Source organism: Chryseobacterium sp. PTM-20240506 (assembly GCF_048296755.1).
GTDB classification, from domain to species: Bacteria; Bacteroidota; Bacteroidia; order Flavobacteriales; family Weeksellaceae; genus Chryseobacterium; species Chryseobacterium proteolyticum.
The window spans coordinates 390,072-409,096 of the sequence record NZ_CP182581.1; the positions used below are offsets into that span (position 1 = coordinate 390,072).

Sequence of the window (19,025 nt, forward strand, 5' to 3'; positions counted from 1 at the left end):
GTAAGAAATGAGTGTTCGTATTTTTCTTATGTTAAAATCAAAATAATGCAATATTTACAAAAGATATTTCTCATTTCTGTTTTGTTTTCGTCAATGCTATTTTGTCAGAATTCCAGTGTTTCAACAACGGCATTACCGGGAAAGGATTTTCCGAAGCTGGATTTTGAAAAGAAGGCTCAGTTCCGGGTGTATTTTCCGGATGCTCAATCTGTAACTTTAGAGGGGGGGGATGGTATGAAAAATATAAAATCTACCGCCTCAAAAGATAAAGACGGTTTTTGGAATATTTCAACAAGTCCTCTTGAAATTGGATTTCATTATTACTGGCTGAACGTGGATGGAAAGCGGGTCAATGATCCGGATACTCAGCTGTACTTTGGCTACGGTCAGCCGACCAGCGGGATCGAAGTTCCATCAGGAGAAGATTTTTTCTTTGAGAAGAATGTAAAACATGGACAGATTATAGAGGATGGTTTTAATTCAAGAATAACAAAAGGTAAGCGAAATTTTAAGGTTTATCTTCCTCCGGGATACGGATCAGAGAAACTACCGGTATTGTATCTATACCACGGAACAGGAGAAGATATAACGGGTTGGGAAAGACAGGGGCATATTGCCTGGATTCTTGATACTCTTCTGGCAGAAAGAAAAGCAGAGAAAATGATTGTCGTAATGGATTACGGAGTGGCATTAAATCCGGAAGAAGAAAAACTAGCGGATAATTCTTCCAAAACAGTCATTTCATCCCGAAATCTGGATAAGATTTTTATCGAGGAGCTGGTTCCCTATGTAGAAAAAAAGTATAAAACCAATGGTAAAAAAGCGATTACCGGACTTTCCCGTGGAAGCTATCAGGCGATGCTGATAGGGGTAAGTCATCCTGAAATGTTTACAGCCATCGGGTCATTCAGTCCTGTAATTTATGGAGGAACTGAAGATGAGCCTTTTAAGGAGCTGCCGATTGATCATCTTTTAAAGTCACGGAAAAAGCCTTATTTCTTTGTCGGGATCGGGGAAAAAGAAGAAGCACGATTCTTTGGATTCAATGAGATTCTGCATGATTTCTTTACTCAGAATAATTACCCCTATACTTCATACAGATCCGCAGGAACTTATCACGAATGGCTTACCTGGAGAAGATGCCTTTATGAGTTTGCGCAACAGATTTTCAGATAACTTTATATTAAAAATCCCCGGCCTTGGCCGGGGATACACCATAACTAAAAACTAAGAATGCATGCCCAGATACTTTAAATAAGCATCAAGGACAGGTTTGTTGAATACAGGTTCTTTAATGTCTGAGTCTTTGAGGAACTCCTGTACATTCGAACAGTCCCAAATGTAAGTATGCTGGTAAAGTTCCACAGTAGACAGGCCTTCATGCATATTATCTTTAAACAGGCTTGTTAATGGATACAATCTGTTTTTGGTATCATTTTCCCAATGCTTACGCCATTCTTTATAGGGAAGGGGAGTAAGTTCATAAGGGTAATTCTTTTTGAGCAGGCCAAAGAAATCCTCCAGCGTCAGATTAGTTTCAGGGCTGGCAATCAGATTGAATTTCTTGCCGATTGCATTTTTATTTTTCGTGATATGAGCCATTGACCGGGTCATGTAGTCTACGGTGATCAGGCCTTCTCTAAGTTCTGTTAATGCAGGGTAAGATTTAAACTCTATACAGTTTTTTACCAGTCCGGACCACCACTGATAAGGTGCGCTCGCTCCGGATTTACTGTGACACATCGCATATCCCAAACGATACGTAATCAGCGGGAGACCTTCCCGGGCTGCAAGATCCGCTATAGCTTCCATTACATATTTGCTTCGCACATAGCCAATATCTTTACTTACCGACATGATATTCTGTTCTATGTCGTCAGATTCCAGCATGATCTTTTTTCCGGTAAATAGATGTCCCCAGCTATAAACTGAAATTGTAGATAAAAGAGCCAGGCACTTTGTTCTTTCTGTTCCTGCCAGACGTATAATTTCCCTTATTCCATCTACATTGGGTGCTTTCATATAAGAATAAGGCTCAATAAAATTGACCGAACTTCCGGAATGATATATCACATCAATAACAGTGGCAAGCAGATCGAATTTTTCTTCAGATAAACCCAAAGAAGGTTTTGCCAGATCACCTAAAACCGGAATAATCCTTGATCTCTGCGAGTGATTTTGCGGGATATGAAACTGAATAAAGCACTGGTTGATTTTTTCCATGGCATGAAATTCATCCTGTGCTCTTACCAGGCAGTATATATCTGCATCCGTTGTATCTAAAAGCTCCTGAAGAAGATGGATTCCTACAAACCCTGTGGCGCCTGTGAGAAATATGGCAGATGGATTTTCCAGTTTTTCTGGATCAAAATTATCCTTGAATCGGGTGCCGGGATTCAGGTAGACGTCCTGTTGTAATTCAACATAAGGTTCTACGTCTTCAGAAGGAATTGCTTCTCTTGCCTCGTGAGCACGTGCTATAAGCACATCGCTGAGTTTTTTCAGAACAGGGTATTGATAAATATCGCGCAGATATACTTTTATATTTAATTTTTCCTGTAAAGCTACCGCAACAACAGCAACCAGAAGCGAATTTCCTCCGATATCAAAGAAATTATCAGTGATATTGATAACCGGAAGTTCCAGTTCCGATGACCAGATGTCAGCTATTATTTTCTCGGTTTCATTTGTTGGCGGTTCGTGTGAGATAAGTTCCTTTGCCTCTTTTTCTGCAAGGCTGCTTAAGAGGTCCGTATTGGTTTTTCCATTCGCGGTCAATGGTATTTTGTCGATACAGATGATCTGGGCGGGGATCATATATCCGGGTAATTCTTCTTTGAGAAAACTCCTGATTTGCTGGATATCCTTTGATGTTCCGGGTTTTAAAACAATAAAGGCGACAAGATATTTGTTATTCCCTGAAGTATTTTTTGTGATTACTACAGCTTCTTGTATTCCTGCCAGTCGATCGAATGTGCGTTCTATTTCTCCCAATTCTATTCGGAATCCTCTTATTTTTACCTGATTATCCATTCTTCCCAGAAACTGGATTTCTCCATCGGAGGACCATCGGGCAAGGTCTCCCGTTCGGTATAGTTTTTCAGTTTCCATAAAAGGATTAATAATGAATTTTGAAGCTGTGAGTTCCTCATTGTTTAAATATCCTTTAGCCAGTAAGGTGCCGCCTATGTATAATTCTCCGGTTGCTCCTATGGGTAATAGTTTCATTTGATTTCCCAATATGTAAGCTTTAGCATTTGCTATAGGCCTGCCAATGGAAGAAACATATTTTCCGTGAAGATCTTTAACCTTCTTAAAAGTAGCATATACGGTACATTCTGTAGGACCATAATAATCGATAAGTTCATAGTTTAGTCCATCGGTGAGTACAGGCTTTAGTTTTTCACCTCCTGTAAAAAGATATTCCAGCTGAAGATCATTATGATTTCTGGTGTGTGCCACGACTGCCGGAACCAAAACAGTAGGGGCAAAACCGTGGGTAATTTTGTTTTTCTGATAAAAGCTGGCCAGGGCGGAAGCTTCAGTTCTCTCTTCGCTGTCCGCTATAAAAAGGGTCGCTCCGGAAGTCAATGCCGACCAGGTTTCCCATACAGATATGTCGAATGCCAAACCGGCCACCAGGCTGAGATGAGAAGTGGGGGTGACATTAAAATAAACATTATGCCAGGTTACCAGATGCTGGATACTTTCATGAGTGATCATTACTCCTTTAGGGTTGCCTGTGGAGCCGGAGGTGTAAATGGTATAAGCAAGAGTGTTGTGATGAATAATCACCTCCGGATGCTGAACGGAGGAATCAGTGAGGTCATCCTTACGGTCAAGATAAAATATGTGGAAGTTTGGGTCTTTAGATAAATCTTGAGAGAGGACCTGATTGGTGATTATAATTTCTGCTTTAGTATCATTCAGAATATACTCTACGCGTTTTACCGGATAGGCAGGATCTATAGGAACATAAGCAGCACCTGTTTTTAATATTCCAAGAATTGCAATGACCCATTCCAGGGAGCGGTCCAGCCATACAGGGATGTACATTCCTTCTGTTATCCCTTTTGCAATGAGTGTATTGGCGATCTGGTTGCTTTTTTCATCCAACTCACGGTAGGTTATATGCTGATCCTGATAAACAGCAGCCACGTTATCCGGATGTAGGGAAACTTGTTTGAGAAATAATGAAACCAATGTTTGTTCCTTTTTGTAGTCCCAATTTGTTTTATTGAACTCGTACAAAATTTTGTTCCTTTCTTCTGAGGACAAAGGAAGGATAGTGTTGATTCGGGTTTGTGATGTTAAGTTTGTGTTTGGCATATTAGTTTTTTTTGATTTGGTTGTATGTTGTAATGTTTATGGCATGGTTGTTATTTTGGGTTATAAAATTTAGAATAAACTAAATGTGAAATTTTTTTCACGGAGTCATATTTTTTTATGTTTTAGTTTTATTTGTTAAATTTCATGAAGTATCTGTTAATGTTTTATTCATAATTGATTTATTTTAAGGATTAGTCAATAAATTTAAGATTATAAATTGAAGGTACTGCACAATAAGTGTTAAATTTTCACCATAAAGAGATTTAAATTAAACGACTGTCTACTAATGAGACAGTCGTTTTTTAATAAGAAACCTTGTAAAATGAGGGATTTCTACATGTTTAAGTTTCAGTTGTGTTATTAGAATCTATCCGCGGTTTTGTATAAATTAATTCGCGATTTTATATCCGTAAAAGGAGCTTACGACAACCTGGTATATTGGACTGCCGGTTACTCCGGCGGCGGCTGCCATGCTTACGGTTTCATCTTTATTAAGATACGTGATACACGATACGTTTCTTCCCGTCAGTGTACCCGGAGCAGGTTGGAAAGATTGTACCAAAATATTGTCTGTGCTCACCGCATAGTTTTTCATAAGATACAATACAACCCAGTCGAAACTTGGTGTACCCGGAATATTTCCGTTATCAAATTGGGTGGAACCATAAAACATATAATATCCGTTTGAAGGTGCAGTAAACCGACCGTTACTGATATTCAGTACATTTCCCGTGTTGATTACTGTTCCCTGAGGATAATTGATTTCCCTTCTGATGTAAGGACCGGTGCTGGCGGTAAGATCCTGTCTGCTTGTGGTGCTTACTGTAGAAAACGGATAACTGGTGGTGGCTGCGGGCAAGCTGTCAGAGCTTGAAAGCAAAATAAGCTCCCATGTTGTTCCTGTCGTTGTTCCTTTACTTATAAAAAATGCATAGTAACCTGCGGGAACATTAACAGTGCCAACGCCTGCTCCTGTTTGATTGTCGATTAATTCTGCTCCGTTGGCTGCAATAGATAATACGGCTGTCCCTGTATTTTTGAAATGATAGGTTCGTCCTGCAAAGTTACCGGAACCAGTAATGGCGGCAGGTAGCGTCAAAGTTCCGTTCGTATTGCTGCTGTAGGCCAGATAGTAATCCGTAGGGGCGACATTTCCACTTGCTGTAACGGATCTGTACGTAGCGGCAAATGAACCGTTCACAGTGAGTGTGCTCCCGGGAGTGGTAGTGTTGATACCCACATTTCCTGTTTGCGAATAGCTCAGAGTGCTACTCATGGCGGCAAGTAAAGTCAGGAAAATTGAATTTCTTTTCATATAAATTGTGGTTAAAATGATCAAAAAGTTAGTTGGATGATGAATGTATTTATTGATTATTTATACTGTTAATTCTGAAACTTTACAAAATCAAGATAAAAAGAAGGATTACCCGCATTAAAACTGGCAGGGATAATACCATTTGTTTTACCGGCTAAAATGGTATAATTTCCTGGTGTTGCGAAGTACAAGACGCGATTTTGATCCCGGGGAAACATAAAAGCTGCCGTGTTAGAGCCGCAATAACTTCTCCATACGTCTCCAATACCATTGATATAAAAGAAATAATCATTACACTCAGAATTGATGGCCACGCCACTTCGGATAAAATACCATCCTTTTGCAGGGATAGTCAGTGATATTCCGGTAACCAGGCCGCCGCCGCCGGTAGGTGCTGTGAAAGGATTTACTAATGTTCCCGTATAAGAAGTCCAGTTATTGGCAAACGCAGTAGTAACAGTAGATGACCAGGTGGCTAATCCATTAGAGTCGCTGGTTAATACATAGCCTAATTGTTGTGTTCCATCCTTAATCTGCAGCGCTCCGTTTGTTGTGCCATTATCAATAACAATTTTAGCATCAGCCGCACCAGCCGGGATCGTGTTGGATCCTAATAAAACTTTACCAGTACCGGTGATACTCAGATTATTTCCTACGGTAGTAACGATGTCTGTAGCCTGGGAAAGGGTACCTCCTAACTTAACATCATTCCCGGAAAGGTTTAGACCGTTACTGGCCGTATTTGTTACTCCACTTATGCTTTCCCATGTGGAATTTGCTCCGGTAAGTCCTGTACTGATCAACTGTGCACTTTGATTGGGAAGGACCAGAATATTTGTATTCCCATTAATTGTTTCAGGTAAAGCAGAACTTATGGTTATCGTAAAATTACTGTTATTGGTAATCCTATACATACGTCCTTTAAAATTTCCGGTGCCATTAATTGCGGGAGGAAGGCTAAATGTCGTATTCGTACTACCATTATATGAAACATGGAAATCAGTGGCGGTTAAACTGTAAGATGCCGTATTAACTGTCTTATAACTTGCCGCTACCGATCCGTTAATGTCTAATGTAGAGCTAGGGGTTACCGTATTAATTCCAACATTTCCCGTTTGTGCAAAGGTAATAGTTGATAAGAATAATACTAGTGGGATAAAATTTTTACTCATTTATTAAATGTTTATGGTTATGGTTTTGATGTGTCAATAATCCTATATCAGAACAGGAAAAGTCCGTGATATCAAAGTATCATTTACAAGGCGTAAAATTATAGGAATACTTCCACAAGAGCCTGTAATGGACTGTAGAATGAAATAAAGAATCGTGTAGAAAATTTTCTACACGATTCTCAGGATCACTAACTCTTTTTTAAACAGAACTAAAAGAGTCAGTTGTCAGTGTTTGCAAATTTTACTTCAGGAAGTATAATTTTGATAAAGTTTAATAAGATCTGCAAGATGATTGGTCTTCAGTTTGTTATGGATCCTTTTTTTATAGGTGCTTATGGTGCTCATCTGAATGTTCATCTCATTGGAAATTTCTAAATTTCCATATCCCTTCACCATTAAAATAAAAATCTGATATTCTCTTTCCGAAAGCCTCTTTATGGAATCTAGCGGAGAGTCCTGTAGTAATTGATTAACAATACCAGAAGGGTAGTAGTAGCCCTCACGGAAAATCCTGATTACTGCTTCTGATATTTCCTCCACTTTGCTCAGTTTACTGAGGTAACCGTTGGCTCCCTCTTTTATGTATTGTACGGCAATCTCTTCTTCATAGGCCGAAAATATCAATATTTTTACATCCGGATCGATTTCTTTAATTTCAGAAATCATTTTTTTATTTTTACTTTCAGGCATATTGATATCAAGAATAATCAGGTCGTACTTTCGCTGGGAGATTTTTTCCAGAGTTTCCGGGTAATCTTCTGCCTGATCAACGGATATATCAGGGATTCTGGACTCCAGTATCAGGCTTGTTCCCGTAAGAACCACATCATGATCATCAGCTATAAGAATGTATTTAATCATTTTTTTTATTTTTTAAAATCAATCGGCAGGTAGTTCCTCCTGTCTTGTTTCTGGTAAAGATTATTTTACTTTCTATCATTTGTAGTAGTTGTAGCACCAGATGGATTCCCATCCCATATTTTTGGAGTAATAATTTTTCATTTTCGATGTTGTTCTGAAGCTCTTCATAATAATCTATTTTTTGCTGATCCATTCCTGAACCGGTATCTTCTACAATTAAAATAACGCTTCTGTACTCGGTAAAAGCATCTATGGTTATGGTTCCTCCTCTTGTATATTTTACTGCGTTATCCAGAAGGTTATGGATAATGGCTGCCAGAATATTTTTACTGATCCGGGTGTGTATTTTTTGATCAGCATTGTTAATAATGGATGTATGATTGCTTTCAGCTATGGTACTGAAAAGCACTATTTTTTCTGTGATCAGATCATGCAGAGAGTATGTTTCCGTTTTATCGGTTCTGTGGTGGCTGTAGATATCAGCATACTCTTTGAGCGTTGCCGTAAAATTATACAGCTGATCGGAGGATTTATAAATTGAAGCGAGCACTTTTTCAGTCCGTTGTTGATTGAATTCTTTATTCCCTAATATTTCCTTTGCAGTTAAAGCAATAAATTTTACAGGAGTGGTAATATCGTGTGTTATGGTACCGATCAGTTTTTTTTGCTGCTCGATTTCCTTATGAAGCTGAATTTTTGTTGTTTCAAGCTTTTCGACGGTAGCGGAAAGTTTTTCGGTACGTACGGTGATAATTTTTTCCAGTTCCAGATTTTTCTTTTGCAAAAACCGGATCCTCCATTTGAGAAGGAGGTATAACACAAAGAATAGTAATAATATCATCACTATCTTAAACCATAAGGTCTGATAAAAATAAGGCCTTACGATGAGGTTGATTTTTTTATAGATGTATTTTCCTTTATCGGAAACAAGCATTCTTGCAATGAAAGAATAATTCCCGTACCTCAGATTGGAAATGGAAAACTTCCTGTCTTTCCCGATGGATTCCCATTTTGCGTTGGGAAGCCCCATAATTTTAGCTTCTATCACAATATTGTCGGGATTTGCATAATAAGGAACATCTATAAAGAGGTCTAATCTGCTGGATTTCTGTTCAAGAAAAAGAGTTTTATGAAAGGACTCTTCTTTGTTATCTATCATTGCTCTTTCGATGTAGATGTTTTTAGGGTAGTAACTTTCGATTTTTAAGGGGTTAAAAAATACTAATCCATTCAGAGAAGGTAGCACAAAATCCCCATTTTTAAGTTTATTGCCACTTACATTGCTGCCACCATTGAATTCATTGGTGAAGAAACCCGAATCTTTTGAAAATCTGTAATAATTAACCTTAGAATCCAGGGCCTGAACAAATTTCAGAAGCTGGCTTTCATGAACTTTATATAAGCCGTTATTGGTAGGGATCCAGAAAAAACCTTTTTGATCTTCGAGAATGGTATGAGGAGATGAAATATTACCATCAGCATCATAAGGCATCCTGATAAGCCTGTTGTTTTTTAGTAAATAAAATCCCTTTCCCAAAGTTGTGATCCACAAGTTACCGTCTTTTGACCTTATGATATTACGGATAGACAATTCCTGGTCAGCGATTACCGGATGTATTTGGTTTGTGCTCAACCGGATATTGTATAAACCCTTTACCGTACCGACTAAAATATGATCAGGATCGACCTTTAAAAATTTGGTAGGCTCACTATCCAATACAATTCTTCTTTCCAAAGATAGCAGGGAGTTGTCTTTGTATATCTCAAATGTTCCGCTAAATTCAGAAACACTATTCTTTTTGGGTTTTGCAACCAATGCATAAGATTTTTTTGCATCGAAAAAGAAATCTTTTAAAAAAAACTCTTTTAAAACAGTGAAGTCCCTGTACGAATTTGATTTTTTATAGATCCTTAAATCCCGGTCTTTTCGTATCATAAGGTTTTCATGCCGGTCGTATGCCATAAAAAAAGGAGCTGTATTTTTAAAATGCTTCTCACGGACCATTCCATTACGGGTGTAGATTTCACCAAAGGGATTAATGACCGAAGTGCTGTCGTAAGGAAGGGTAGCATAAAAAACGGATTCTGCTTTCGGCGAAGATCCTTTGACGGTAGTGAAATCATGAAGATTGATAACCTGCAATCCTTCTGTACTACTCCCGAGATAAAGTTTCTTGTACCGTTTGTCATAATATACACTGATCAGGTTGTCATTTTTTATATTGTCCATTTGGACGATCTCGGATATGATAAATTGTTCCTTTTCATAGGTGCAGAGGTAAAACTTATTATGGCTTAACACGAAAAGCTGATTGTTTATTCTGCTCCAGAAAATCTTACTATCCTTGTCAGTTAGCAAAGGGACCTGATAGGAATTTGTGATTTTTCCTTTTTCTATTTTTTCTACTTTATTTGTGGTAAAGTTGATGTAGAACAGGATTTCATTGATTGTAAAAATGCTGGGAATATTTTTGTAGATGGCTTTAATTTTGAGCGTTTCTTCAGGTTTCGAGCGAAAACTGGTAAAGGTAAGGCTGTTTTCTTTGATGTAATACCTTCCATCCTTATCGTTCATGTAAAAGTTGATGCCGGGATATCGGGTATAGCTATAATTGGAACAATACAAAAGGTAACCGGTATTATCTTTTGATACTACTGTAGGGAATTGTTTCAAAGAATTTGTTACCCGTGGAATTTTATTACGCAGAAGGATGGTTTTCCCGTAATCACCGGCTGTGAAAATACTGTCTTTTTCTGGATGTCCATAGAAGTATGTAAAACGCTGACTGCTCAACGGGAAGTTTTTATAGACCAGAAACTGAGCGCCATCATACCGTACAATTCCATTTTCAGTGGTGAGCCATATAAATCCATATTTATCTTTTATAATGTCTTTTACACTGTTTTGCGGGAGCCCGTTATCGGTATTATACAACTCGATGTTGTATTTCTGGCTGTAGACCTTAACAAAAATAAATATGAAAATTAATAGTATATTTTTATTCAAATCTTATTTTTTACGAATAAAACAAAGATATAACGGAATAGATAATAATAAACCAATAGTAGGTGAAAAAAACTTTAATTAACAATTTTGGATAAAGTTTATTTAATTATTTTATTTTTACAGCTGAATTTTAGCTATTGATATAAAAAATGTTGATACTTACCTGTAAGGACAATAGAGGCGCTAAATCTGCGTTGATAAATATAATTTTAAATGTTTTTTTATAATTTTCCGCTAGAATATCAATATAGAATGTAATAACAGTTCCCAATGAGAAATAAAAAAATTGCACTAACCCTTATATTATTTTTGCTTTTCAGTTTAAGTAAAGCTCAGAAGATCGGTGTTATAGATACCAATGTGATATTGAGTAAGCTGCCAGATTATAAAGAGGCTGAAGCAAGGCTTAATGCGCAGATAGCTACATGGAAAAGTGAGCTTCAGAGTATACAGTCGGAATATGAAAAGAAAAAATCGGCATTGGAAAACGATAGGGTATTATTGGTAGGCGAAGAATTAAAACGAAGAGAAAAAGAAGTATTCGATTTAGAGAAAAACATTAAAACGACTACCAGTTTAAGATTCGGAAGTACCGGTGAAATCAACAAGCTGAAGGCCAATATGGTTTTGCCTTTTGAAGAACAGATTCACAATGCAATGGAAACCATTTCTGAGAAAGAAGCATTAGGTGCTGTGATCGATAAGAGATATAATAATGTTCTGTACCTTGAGAAAAAGTTCGACTATACGGAGAAAGTTTTAGATATCTTATTACATAGAACCCCTGTGGTGGAAGTGAAAGAAACACCTAAAAGAAAAAGATAACTTTAGAAATATAAAAATTAAAAAGCCTGGACCAGTCACAGGCTTTTTTTATAGCTATTGGTTACCATAATGCAGTATGCTTTCATGGTTCATATTTTTGGGGATACTCACCTTTAAGTTATCGATTACTTGTTCCATTTTGTGTAACCAGCTCAAAGGTGGATAATACTCCTTTATGATCCGAAGGCCAGATACCTATAGGAGGAACAAATGAATCCTGGGTATTCTCCGGAGTACGGATATTTTTTACAATAGACTTGTTATAGCCTATAATATGGGAGCTTTTTAAAGTAAGATTGGGAGCCTGCATAAAGAAAATATAGTCAATCCGCTCTCTTTCATCTGCGTCAGGAGCCCATGTTAACTGGTTGACGGGTTTTGCCGGATTATCGGAGGGGTAGGTGAATCCGGGATGGGTAACGGGAGAAGGATGCATCATGCGGTATGAGTCTTTAAAACCTGCATTATTCAGGAGTTTGGTGGTATCCCATTCGTAAACTACGGTATGATGATCATATAAGTTGGCTGTAATACTTACCCAATCAAACATAGAAGGCTCATTAAAATCTCCTCCCAGAAATACTATGGAACCTTTTGTTTTTTCTGTATTTGCATCGGAGATAAACGCTGAGATAGCTTCATCTCTATAAGATGCAAGATTCATTTCCGATATTTTTGTGAGATTGGTTTCAGGGCCATTGGGTAGTTTTGACCATGTCGTCCCACTGTACCCACGAGGAAGATAACAGGCATAATGAGTATAATCCAGATGACTGGTGTAAGCAGCGATGCGCTGTCCGTTAATTTGAGTGACCAGTTTGTAAACTGAGCCGTGATCATTACTCACCGGGTAGACAGAAGCATTTTCAATAATCGGATACCTGGATAATATCCCCGAATCATCTGAACGGAAGGAATAGTAGGTATACCCTTTGGAATGAAGTGACTGAACCAGTTTATTCGTGAAGTCGACATTATTATAGTTTCTGACTTCGCTGAGAAATATAAAATCAGCATCCGACCGGAGAATTTCATTGACAATAGCATCATAGCCTCCCGTTACAGAGGTTCCTTCCTGCCACACATTGATCTGGAAAAGTTTCAGTTCTTTTACAGTAGCGCATATGTTTTCCGTCTTTTTATTTGAATTCTTTAACAGATCTTGCCTGGATTCCTCCTGAGAGCAAGCCATCATGCTCAATGAGCATAGCAGTAATATTTTTATTTTTTTCATATTGTATTTTCAAGTTTAGTTTTGGTGTTCTTTTTTTACTAAAATAAATATTTTTTGGTTGACAAGGATAATTTAATCAATATAGATTTATGTACAATTTGAGATATAGGTTAACTTTTAAGGAAAATAATATTTATTAATTAATAAATATTCATTAATTTTATAACCTGAAATTTTAGAACTTTACTCATGCGTTTAAAAGAAGGCGATAAAAGAGAGCTCATTAAGACAGAAGCGATTAAAATGATCATCAGAAACGGACTGGAGGGATTCAGCATGAATAAACTTGCGAAGGCCTGCAAGATTTCTGTTGCTACTCCTTATCTGTATTTTAAAGACCGGGATGATTTAATTTTAACGATTGCCAAAGAAGAGGGGCAAACAATGTCTGATGCCATTCTAAAGAATTTTGATCCTGAAGCTCATTTTGAAGAAGGCTTACGGGTACAGTGGAGAAATCGGTATAGCTACATGACCACTCATCCCGACAAACATTTGTTTTTTGAGCAATTGAGGAACTCAAGCTACCAGGAAGAATTTCTTCATCATTTTTTACGGGGATTTAAGGAGACTTTAGGGAAATTCTGGGACAATGCAGTAAAGAGAGGTGAACTCAGCCCAATGCCTTTTGAAGTATACTGGTCGGTTGCTTTTTCACCCATGTACTCTTTAGCAAGGTTCCATAATGAAGGAAAAAGTCTTGGCGGAAAATCCTTTAAAATGACGGACGAAATTTTATGGCAGACATTTGATCTTGTCGTAAAAGCTTTAAAAAAGAAGTGATAAAATTTCTATTACATTATTATTTACACAAAAACTAATCAAACAAGGGATGCTAGGAGGTTGGTCATAACTTACGACTCCCGGAATCTTAATTTACTTTTAAAGAAATTATGGAACAACAACCTTTGCCCTTTACGGGCTATCAGAAGTTTGTCATATTTATTTTAGCAATTACCCAGTTTACGGTAATATTGGATTTTATGGTAATGTCTCCACTGGGCGATATGCTCATGAAATCACTTAGCCTAAAACCTTCAGCTTTTGGCTTTGCCGTTTCTGCCTACGCTTTCAGTGCGGGAGTTTCAGGATTGCTGACGGCGGGTTTTGCCGACAGATTTGACAGGAAAAAACTTTTACTATTTTTTTACATCGGATTTATTATCGGAACTATTTTTTGCGGTATGGCACAATCTTATGCGGCCCTGGTCGCCGCGAGAATTATTACAGGCCTTTTTGGAGGAGTGATAGGCTCTATTTCTATGGCTATTATAACTGATTTGTTTGTGCTGCAACAAAGAGGTAGGGTAATGGGATTTATTCAGATGGGCTTCGGAGGAAGCCAGGTTCTTGGGGTGCCTATCGGGCTTTATCTGGCTAATAAATGGGGCTGGGAAGCACCTTTCTGGATGGTAGCGGCTTTGAGTGTCGTTATTGCTGTTTTAATTTTCCTGAAATTGCAGCCTGTAAACAAACATCTTTCGGTACAACGGGATAAATCTGCTTTTCAGCATTTGTGGCATACAATTGCAAAAAGTAATTACAGGGTAGGATTTGCCGCTACAGCCTTACTTTCGATCGGAGGTTTTATGATGATGCCTTTCGGAAGTGCGTTTGCAGTTAATAACCTTGGGCTTACCAACGAACAGCTTCCTATGTTATTTATGGTTTCTGGGGTTAGCTCATTGGTGATCATGCCTTTGATCGGAAAATTAAGTGATAAAGTAGATAAGTTTAAAATATTTGCAATAGCTTCAGTATGGATGATGGGGATGTGCGTGCTTTATACTAACCTGTCCGTAACTCCGTTATGGCTGGTGATGATATTTAATATCCTGATGATGATTGGTATTATGAGCCGTATGATTCCTTCTTCTGCTTTAACGAGTGCCATTCCGGATTTACAGGACCGTGGCGCTTTCATGAGCATTAACTCTTCTCTGCAGCAAATAGCAGGTGGAATATCTGCAGCGGTTGCAGGCGTGATCGTTACCCAAGAAAGTAAAGGGGCTCCCTTAGAGCACTATAATATAGTGGGATATGTGATCGTTGCCATTTCTATATTAGGTATCTTCTTAATGTGGAGAGTGGACAACTTAGCAAAAAAGAAAACCGTTGATAAAGCTCCCATAGAAGAGCCTGTTCCTTTATCGGAGTAAATACAATGCAAAATAAAAATGTTCGGATTTTCCGAACATTTTTTTAAGCAAAGAATGAAATTTAGAATGACACTTGTTGATTGGATCTTTTTTGTTTGATGTACTGGTATACCGAACCCGCGAGAAACAGAATAAAGAGCGCTCCCAACGTTTTTCCTATAATAGGGTCGCTGATATCTTTTGCCAATGGATGTCCTAATGGAACACGGGTAAAAGTTTCATTAACCGTGGGCACGAGTGACAGAAAAAAGCTGAAAGAGAGTGAGAAATTTTCAAAATACCGTGCTCTGTTACTGTTTTGCTTTTTTGAAAAAAGAAAATATGCGGCAGACACCAAAACGATGATAAAGATGGAAAAAATATGTCCTGCATTAAAACCTCCATGCTTTGAAATTCCCAATGCTGTAAGTGAGGTGATAAGGGTTCCGTAAAAATATATTTTTCCCGGTAGTCTGCTAAGATCGATCTTGCCGTATTTAATAAATGATAGTAATGCTCCTGCAATGGCAGCAATTCCAATAATCGTATGGAATATTCCTAAACCTGATAGTCCCATTTTATGATGTTTTTAATTTATAAATCCTTTATTTGAAAAAATACAGTTCAATTGTTTTTTTTCAATATTTTCCCAAGAGGAACATTGCAAAGTTGCGTCAGAAAAAAAGAAATAGCTTTGCGATTTCGTTCAATTGTTTGGTATTTTGGTTCATAAAAAAGCATCCTTAAACCAGTTTTAAGAATGCTATAAGGGACGATTTTTAACAGAAATAAGTAAGTGGAATATTATATCGGGTTATCGTCTTTTATTTTTTGACGGTAGTTCGTTGGACTCTGATGATATTTTTCACCAAAGCTTTTTGTAAAATTAGCCAGATCATTGAATCCGCATTCAAATGCAATATCAGTGATGCGCTGATCTGAAACCGCAAGAAGTTCGGCAGCTTTTTCAAGCCTTTTGTTTCTTATATAGTTGGCAGGGGTATCATTATAGAGTTTTGAAAATTCTCTTTTAAAGGAAGACACACTCAGGTTAGCCCGTCCTGCAAGCTGTTCGATCGTTAATTGTGAAAACAGATTGGCTTCAATGATTTGCTTGAAAGTGTAAGTTGTAGGAGAAAAAAGCTGTGATAATATCACTTGTATTGCTTCCGCATTTTGGGTTTGAGCTAACAAAAGTATAATTTCCTTGAGCTTCAGGATCAGGATATCTTCATTTACCAAAGACGGATTCTCAAAATAAAACAACAGTCCTTCAATATATTTTTGAATTAAAAATTCATTGTTGATTTTTTCATTGGATTGATTTGAAATGATGTTTCCGGGAGGATGAAGTAATAAAGGCAATTCCCGATCGTAGATTTTCTTTAGTATGTCCGGATAAAAAGTAACAATTACAACTTCACAGTTAGTCTCGGAGGCAGCATGATAGATTTGCTTACCGGAGGTGATACAATTGAGAAGTAAAGAATAATGGGTAGGTATATTAATTTCATCATTATTCTTCTTATATTGTAGTTCCCCTTTTAAAACATATAGAAAACACGCCTGTTCGGTAACTGGAAAATCATAATTAAAAGGTGAGGTCAATGCAATTTTTTGCATTAATGTCTTACCAAACAGGTCATATTTTTTATAATCATTTACCATAACTTTATTTTTTATCCGGTCCTGTAATGGATAGCACTATCATCGAGAGAATGTTTTGCATACCATTAAAATATCTATCAAATATAGATCAGAAAATCTAATTTTAAGTGAGAACGTAATAAAACAAAATTTTATCAGCTGTTTTTTAAATATCTCGACATTATTAATCAAGATATTGGTCAATAGTACTTTGTTGTACCGGTCAGTTTTTCAATCTGTATTTTCTTTTTAAACATAAACTTTCAATAATCAATTTACCGAATAACAATTATGACATGAATCATCGGGCGTAGTCAATATTTTTTTGTTCTTTTGCAGTGCTTTTAATTTTTAAATAATAATATGTCAAAATTTGATGATATCAGGCCTTTTTATGATGATGAAGTTAATGATGCTCTGAAGAGTGTTGCAAAACATCCTATGATGAAGGCGTTGATGCGTTTTACTTTTCCTGATCAGGACGAAGAATTTTGGCTTGGACAATTTAAAGATATTCATTCCATTAGCGATTTTCAACACCACTTTATAGCGTATACCGTTCGCCAGATCCTGAAGCAAAGCTCTGAAGGATTAAGTACTTCCGGATTCGAAGACCTGGATAAGGATACAGCCTATCTGTTTGTTTCCAGTCATCGTGATATTGTTCTGGATACCTCTCTGCTCAATTTGGTATTGCTGGATGAGGGACTTGTAATGACATCTTCGGCAATTGGGGATAATCTGGTACAGAAATCATTCCTTCATATCCTTGCAAAACTGAATCGTAATTTTTTAGTTCAGCGTGGACTGCCGATCCGTGAACAACTAAACAGTTCAAAGATCATGTCCGAATATATTTATGAGCTGCTTACTAAAGAAAACCGATCTGTATGGATTGCACAAAGAGAAGGCCGAACCAAAGACGGCAATGACGCTACACAACAAGGAGTTCTGAAAATGCTTGCCATGGCAGCAGGGGAGCAGTCATTAACCGACTTCTTTAAAAGTCTGAAAATAGTTCCGCTATCTATTTCATATGAATATGATCCTACAGATGTTCTGAAGATGCCGCAACTTATGGCGAAATCAAGAAATGAAGTTTATATTAAAGATAAGGATGAGGATTTTACAACAATGCTAAGCGGAGTGCTGGGCCAGAAAAAACGCATTCACCTGCATGCAGGAAAGGTACTTGGGACTGAACTTGATGAAATCGGGTCAGAATTTGATAACAAGAACAAACAGCTACAGGCCATTGCTCAGGTAATCGATGATTCTATTATCCGGAATTATAAACTCTGGCCAACAAATTTCATTGCCTACGACCTTTTGCATAAGACCAGTCAATATTCCGGATGTTATACGGAAAATGAAAAGATGCTGTTCGAAAGAAGAATGGAAATGCGTATCGACATTTCCGATGCAGAGCTGAAACAAAGCTTTTTAGCAATGTATGCAAATCCGGTTATCAATAAAAATAAATACAATAAATAGCAGGCTTTAGCATATTTGAAATCTGTAAAATAGAATTCTTTTTTAATGCGAAAAGGGAATGAGATAAACCTGTAAACTTAAACTCTTCTGAGTTTTATCATGTATAATATAACACACAGGTCAATTCAGTTTTCCGATCAATACCATGTCAGTAATCATCACACCATCATTATCGGAAGAATTAAAACGTTTTACCTGCAACATATCAAAATTATTTTCCTGGAAAGCTTTTGCTAAATAATCTTCCTGATGGTAATAAAGGTAAACCTGATCTCCTAAACTGGATGTGATCAATCCTGATTTGCTATAATCATCTTCCATCGTACTCAAATAAAATACACCTCCGGGCTTTAACAATGCGGAGACATCTTTGATTAAGGTGATCGCTTCATCACGTGTTAAATAAGGAAGGCAGAAGCCACAAACAATTCCGTCAAATTTTTTTTGGAGCTTATGAATATCCCGGCAATCCATCAGTTGAAAATCTGCTGTAGGATTATTGGCTTGGGCAAGATCAAGCATTTTCGAGGATAAATCGATTCCTAATATGTTGTATTCTGGTTTTCTGTCCAATAAATATTTAGTAATATTTCCCGGACCACAGGCAATATCAAGAATATCGGCACGATCAGCCTCTATTTGATCGCAGAAGAAATTAAAAGTGTTCCCAAACAAGCTTACATCCATGAACTTATCCTGGTATATTTTTGCGGCTTTATCAAATGCCTCAACGGGTTTTAATATTTTCATGATTATAGATTTTGGTATACCAATTTAAATAAATATTATCAATCTCTAAGAAAAAGTAGGGCAGTTTTGAATATATACTTAAAATGGATTCATGATCAATTGACTAGAATAAGCAAAAGTCATGTTATTAATACTCGATTTGTCAATTTCACCTGATAACATAAATGAGTAAAATTGAAGACTTACAAGCTTTTTGCTGGTTTTTGCTTTAAGTGCAATTGAAAGGATTCTTCATCTAAACCTTATTTTTAGT

14 protein-coding genes are annotated in these 19,025 nt (G+C 37.2%); 5 read left to right on the top strand and 9 right to left on the bottom strand.

Features of this window, described 5'->3' with window-relative positions; all coding sequences use genetic code 11:
- Nucleotides 1-45 precede the first annotated feature (45 nt).
- Entirely contained in the window at nt 46-1,176 is a 1,131-nt protein-coding gene (locus ACNFU2_RS01695; protein WP_418123430.1) for an alpha/beta hydrolase-fold protein, read from the top strand.
- 51 nt (nt 1,177-1,227) lie between these two features.
- Here the strand turns inward: ACNFU2_RS01695 and ACNFU2_RS01700 are convergent, their stop codons facing one another.
- The 5 genes from ACNFU2_RS01700 to ACNFU2_RS01720 form a co-directional block, all read right to left on the bottom strand.
- Nucleotides 1,228-4,329 carry an amino acid adenylation domain-containing protein gene (locus tag ACNFU2_RS01700; protein WP_273647742.1) on the bottom strand — a complete coding sequence of 1,034 codons (3,102 nt, stop codon included), beginning with the start codon at nt 4,327-4,329 and terminating at the stop codon, nt 1,228-1,230.
- A 388-nt stretch (nt 4,330-4,717) separates the two neighbouring features.
- Nucleotides 4,718-5,644 carry a hypothetical protein gene (locus ACNFU2_RS01705; RefSeq protein ID WP_273647743.1) on the bottom strand — a complete coding sequence of 309 codons (927 nt, stop codon included), beginning with the start codon at nt 5,642-5,644 and terminating at the stop codon, nt 4,718-4,720.
- 68 nt (nt 5,645-5,712) lie between these two features.
- Nucleotides 5,713-6,816, bottom strand: coding sequence for a hypothetical protein (locus tag ACNFU2_RS01710; RefSeq protein ID WP_273647744.1), 1,104 nt, complete (start codon nt 6,814-6,816; stop codon nt 5,713-5,715).
- 246 nt (nt 6,817-7,062) lie between these two features.
- Nucleotides 7,063-7,677: a response regulator transcription factor gene (locus tag ACNFU2_RS01715; RefSeq protein ID WP_273647745.1), complete on the bottom strand. Its 615-nt coding sequence runs from the start codon at nt 7,675-7,677 to the stop codon at nt 7,063-7,065.
- Nucleotides 7,670-10,684, bottom strand: coding sequence for a ligand-binding sensor domain-containing protein (locus ACNFU2_RS01720; protein WP_418123434.1), 3,015 nt, complete (start codon nt 10,682-10,684; stop codon nt 7,670-7,672). Before ACNFU2_RS01720 ends, ACNFU2_RS01715 begins: the two co-directional genes overlap by 8 nt.
- Nucleotides 10,685-10,954: 270 nt before the next feature.
- Between ACNFU2_RS01720 and ACNFU2_RS01725 the strand changes: the two genes are divergently transcribed.
- Nucleotides 10,955-11,509 (top strand): OmpH family outer membrane protein, encoded by a 555-nt coding sequence (locus ACNFU2_RS01725; protein WP_418123436.1) that lies wholly within the window; start codon nt 10,955-10,957, stop codon nt 11,507-11,509.
- A gap of 118 nt (nt 11,510-11,627) precedes the next feature.
- Here ACNFU2_RS01725 and ACNFU2_RS01730 read toward each other — a convergent pair whose 3' ends face one another.
- Nucleotides 11,628-12,743 (bottom strand): endonuclease/exonuclease/phosphatase family protein, encoded by a 1,116-nt coding sequence (locus tag ACNFU2_RS01730; RefSeq protein WP_418123439.1) that lies wholly within the window; start codon nt 12,741-12,743, stop codon nt 11,628-11,630.
- Between the two features lie 189 nt (nt 12,744-12,932).
- Here ACNFU2_RS01730 and ACNFU2_RS01735 point away from each other — a divergent pair, with 189 nt between their 5' ends.
- Both ACNFU2_RS01735 and ACNFU2_RS01740 read left to right on the top strand, forming a co-directional pair.
- Complete coding sequence (locus ACNFU2_RS01735; RefSeq protein ID WP_172278278.1) at nt 12,933-13,526, top strand: TetR/AcrR family transcriptional regulator; 594 nt, start codon at nt 12,933-12,935, stop codon at nt 13,524-13,526.
- Nucleotides 13,527-13,636: 110 nt separating this feature from the next.
- Complete coding sequence (locus ACNFU2_RS01740) at nt 13,637-14,902, top strand: MFS transporter (protein ID WP_418123441.1); 1,266 nt, start codon at nt 13,637-13,639, stop codon at nt 14,900-14,902.
- Nucleotides 14,903-14,963: 61 nt separating this feature from the next.
- Here the strand turns inward: ACNFU2_RS01740 and ACNFU2_RS01745 are convergent, their stop codons facing one another.
- Nucleotides 14,964-15,458 carry a hypothetical protein gene (locus tag ACNFU2_RS01745; protein ID WP_418123443.1) on the bottom strand — a complete coding sequence of 165 codons (495 nt, stop codon included), beginning with the start codon at nt 15,456-15,458 and terminating at the stop codon, nt 14,964-14,966.
- 227 nt (nt 15,459-15,685) lie between these two features.
- On the bottom strand, nt 15,686-16,549 hold the full coding sequence (locus ACNFU2_RS01750; protein ID WP_418123445.1) for a helix-turn-helix domain-containing protein: 864 nt from the start codon (nt 16,547-16,549) through the stop codon (nt 15,686-15,688).
- 342 nt (nt 16,550-16,891) lie between these two features.
- Between ACNFU2_RS01750 and ACNFU2_RS01755 the strand changes: the two genes are divergently transcribed.
- Nucleotides 16,892-18,022, top strand: a complete 1,131-nt coding sequence (locus tag ACNFU2_RS01755) for a 1-acyl-sn-glycerol-3-phosphate acyltransferase (RefSeq protein WP_418123447.1) — start codon at nt 16,892-16,894, stop codon at nt 18,020-18,022.
- A gap of 120 nt (nt 18,023-18,142) precedes the next feature.
- Here ACNFU2_RS01755 and ACNFU2_RS01760 read toward each other — a convergent pair whose 3' ends face one another.
- Nucleotides 18,143-18,772, bottom strand: a complete 630-nt coding sequence (locus tag ACNFU2_RS01760; protein ID WP_418123449.1) for a class I SAM-dependent methyltransferase — start codon at nt 18,770-18,772, stop codon at nt 18,143-18,145.
- Nucleotides 18,773-19,025: the final 253 nt, after the last annotated feature.

Bases quoted from the DNA above. Each gene is read 5' to 3' on its own strand.
- ACNFU2_RS01695 (WP_418123430.1), top strand. From the start codon at position 46: ATGCAATATTTACAAAAGATATTTCTCATTTCTGTTTTGTTTTCGTCA.
- ACNFU2_RS01700 (WP_273647742.1), bottom strand. From the start codon at position 4,329: ATGCCAAACACAAACTTAACATCACAAACCCGAATCAACACTATCCTT.
- ACNFU2_RS01705 (WP_273647743.1), bottom strand. From the start codon at position 5,644: ATGAAAAGAAATTCAATTTTCCTGACTTTACTTGCCGCCATGAGTAGC.
- ACNFU2_RS01710 (WP_273647744.1), bottom strand. From the start codon at position 6,816: ATGAGTAAAAATTTTATCCCACTAGTATTATTCTTATCAACTATTACC.
- ACNFU2_RS01715 (WP_273647745.1), bottom strand. From the start codon at position 7,677: ATGATTAAATACATTCTTATAGCTGATGATCATGATGTGGTTCTTACG.
- ACNFU2_RS01725 (WP_418123436.1), top strand. From the start codon at position 10,955: ATGAGAAATAAAAAAATTGCACTAACCCTTATATTATTTTTGCTTTTC.
- ACNFU2_RS01730 (WP_418123439.1), bottom strand. From the start codon at position 12,743: ATGAAAAAAATAAAAATATTACTGCTATGCTCATTGAGCATGATGGCT.
- ACNFU2_RS01735 (WP_172278278.1), top strand. From the start codon at position 12,933: ATGCGTTTAAAAGAAGGCGATAAAAGAGAGCTCATTAAGACAGAAGCG.
- ACNFU2_RS01740 (WP_418123441.1), top strand. From the start codon at position 13,637: ATGGAACAACAACCTTTGCCCTTTACGGGCTATCAGAAGTTTGTCATA.
- ACNFU2_RS01745 (WP_418123443.1), bottom strand. From the start codon at position 15,458: ATGGGACTATCAGGTTTAGGAATATTCCATACGATTATTGGAATTGCT.
- ACNFU2_RS01750 (WP_418123445.1), bottom strand. From the start codon at position 16,549: ATGGTAAATGATTATAAAAAATATGACCTGTTTGGTAAGACATTAATG.
- ACNFU2_RS01755 (WP_418123447.1), top strand. From the start codon at position 16,892: ATGTCAAAATTTGATGATATCAGGCCTTTTTATGATGATGAAGTTAAT.
- ACNFU2_RS01760 (WP_418123449.1), bottom strand. From the start codon at position 18,772: ATGAAAATATTAAAACCCGTTGAGGCATTTGATAAAGCCGCAAAAATA.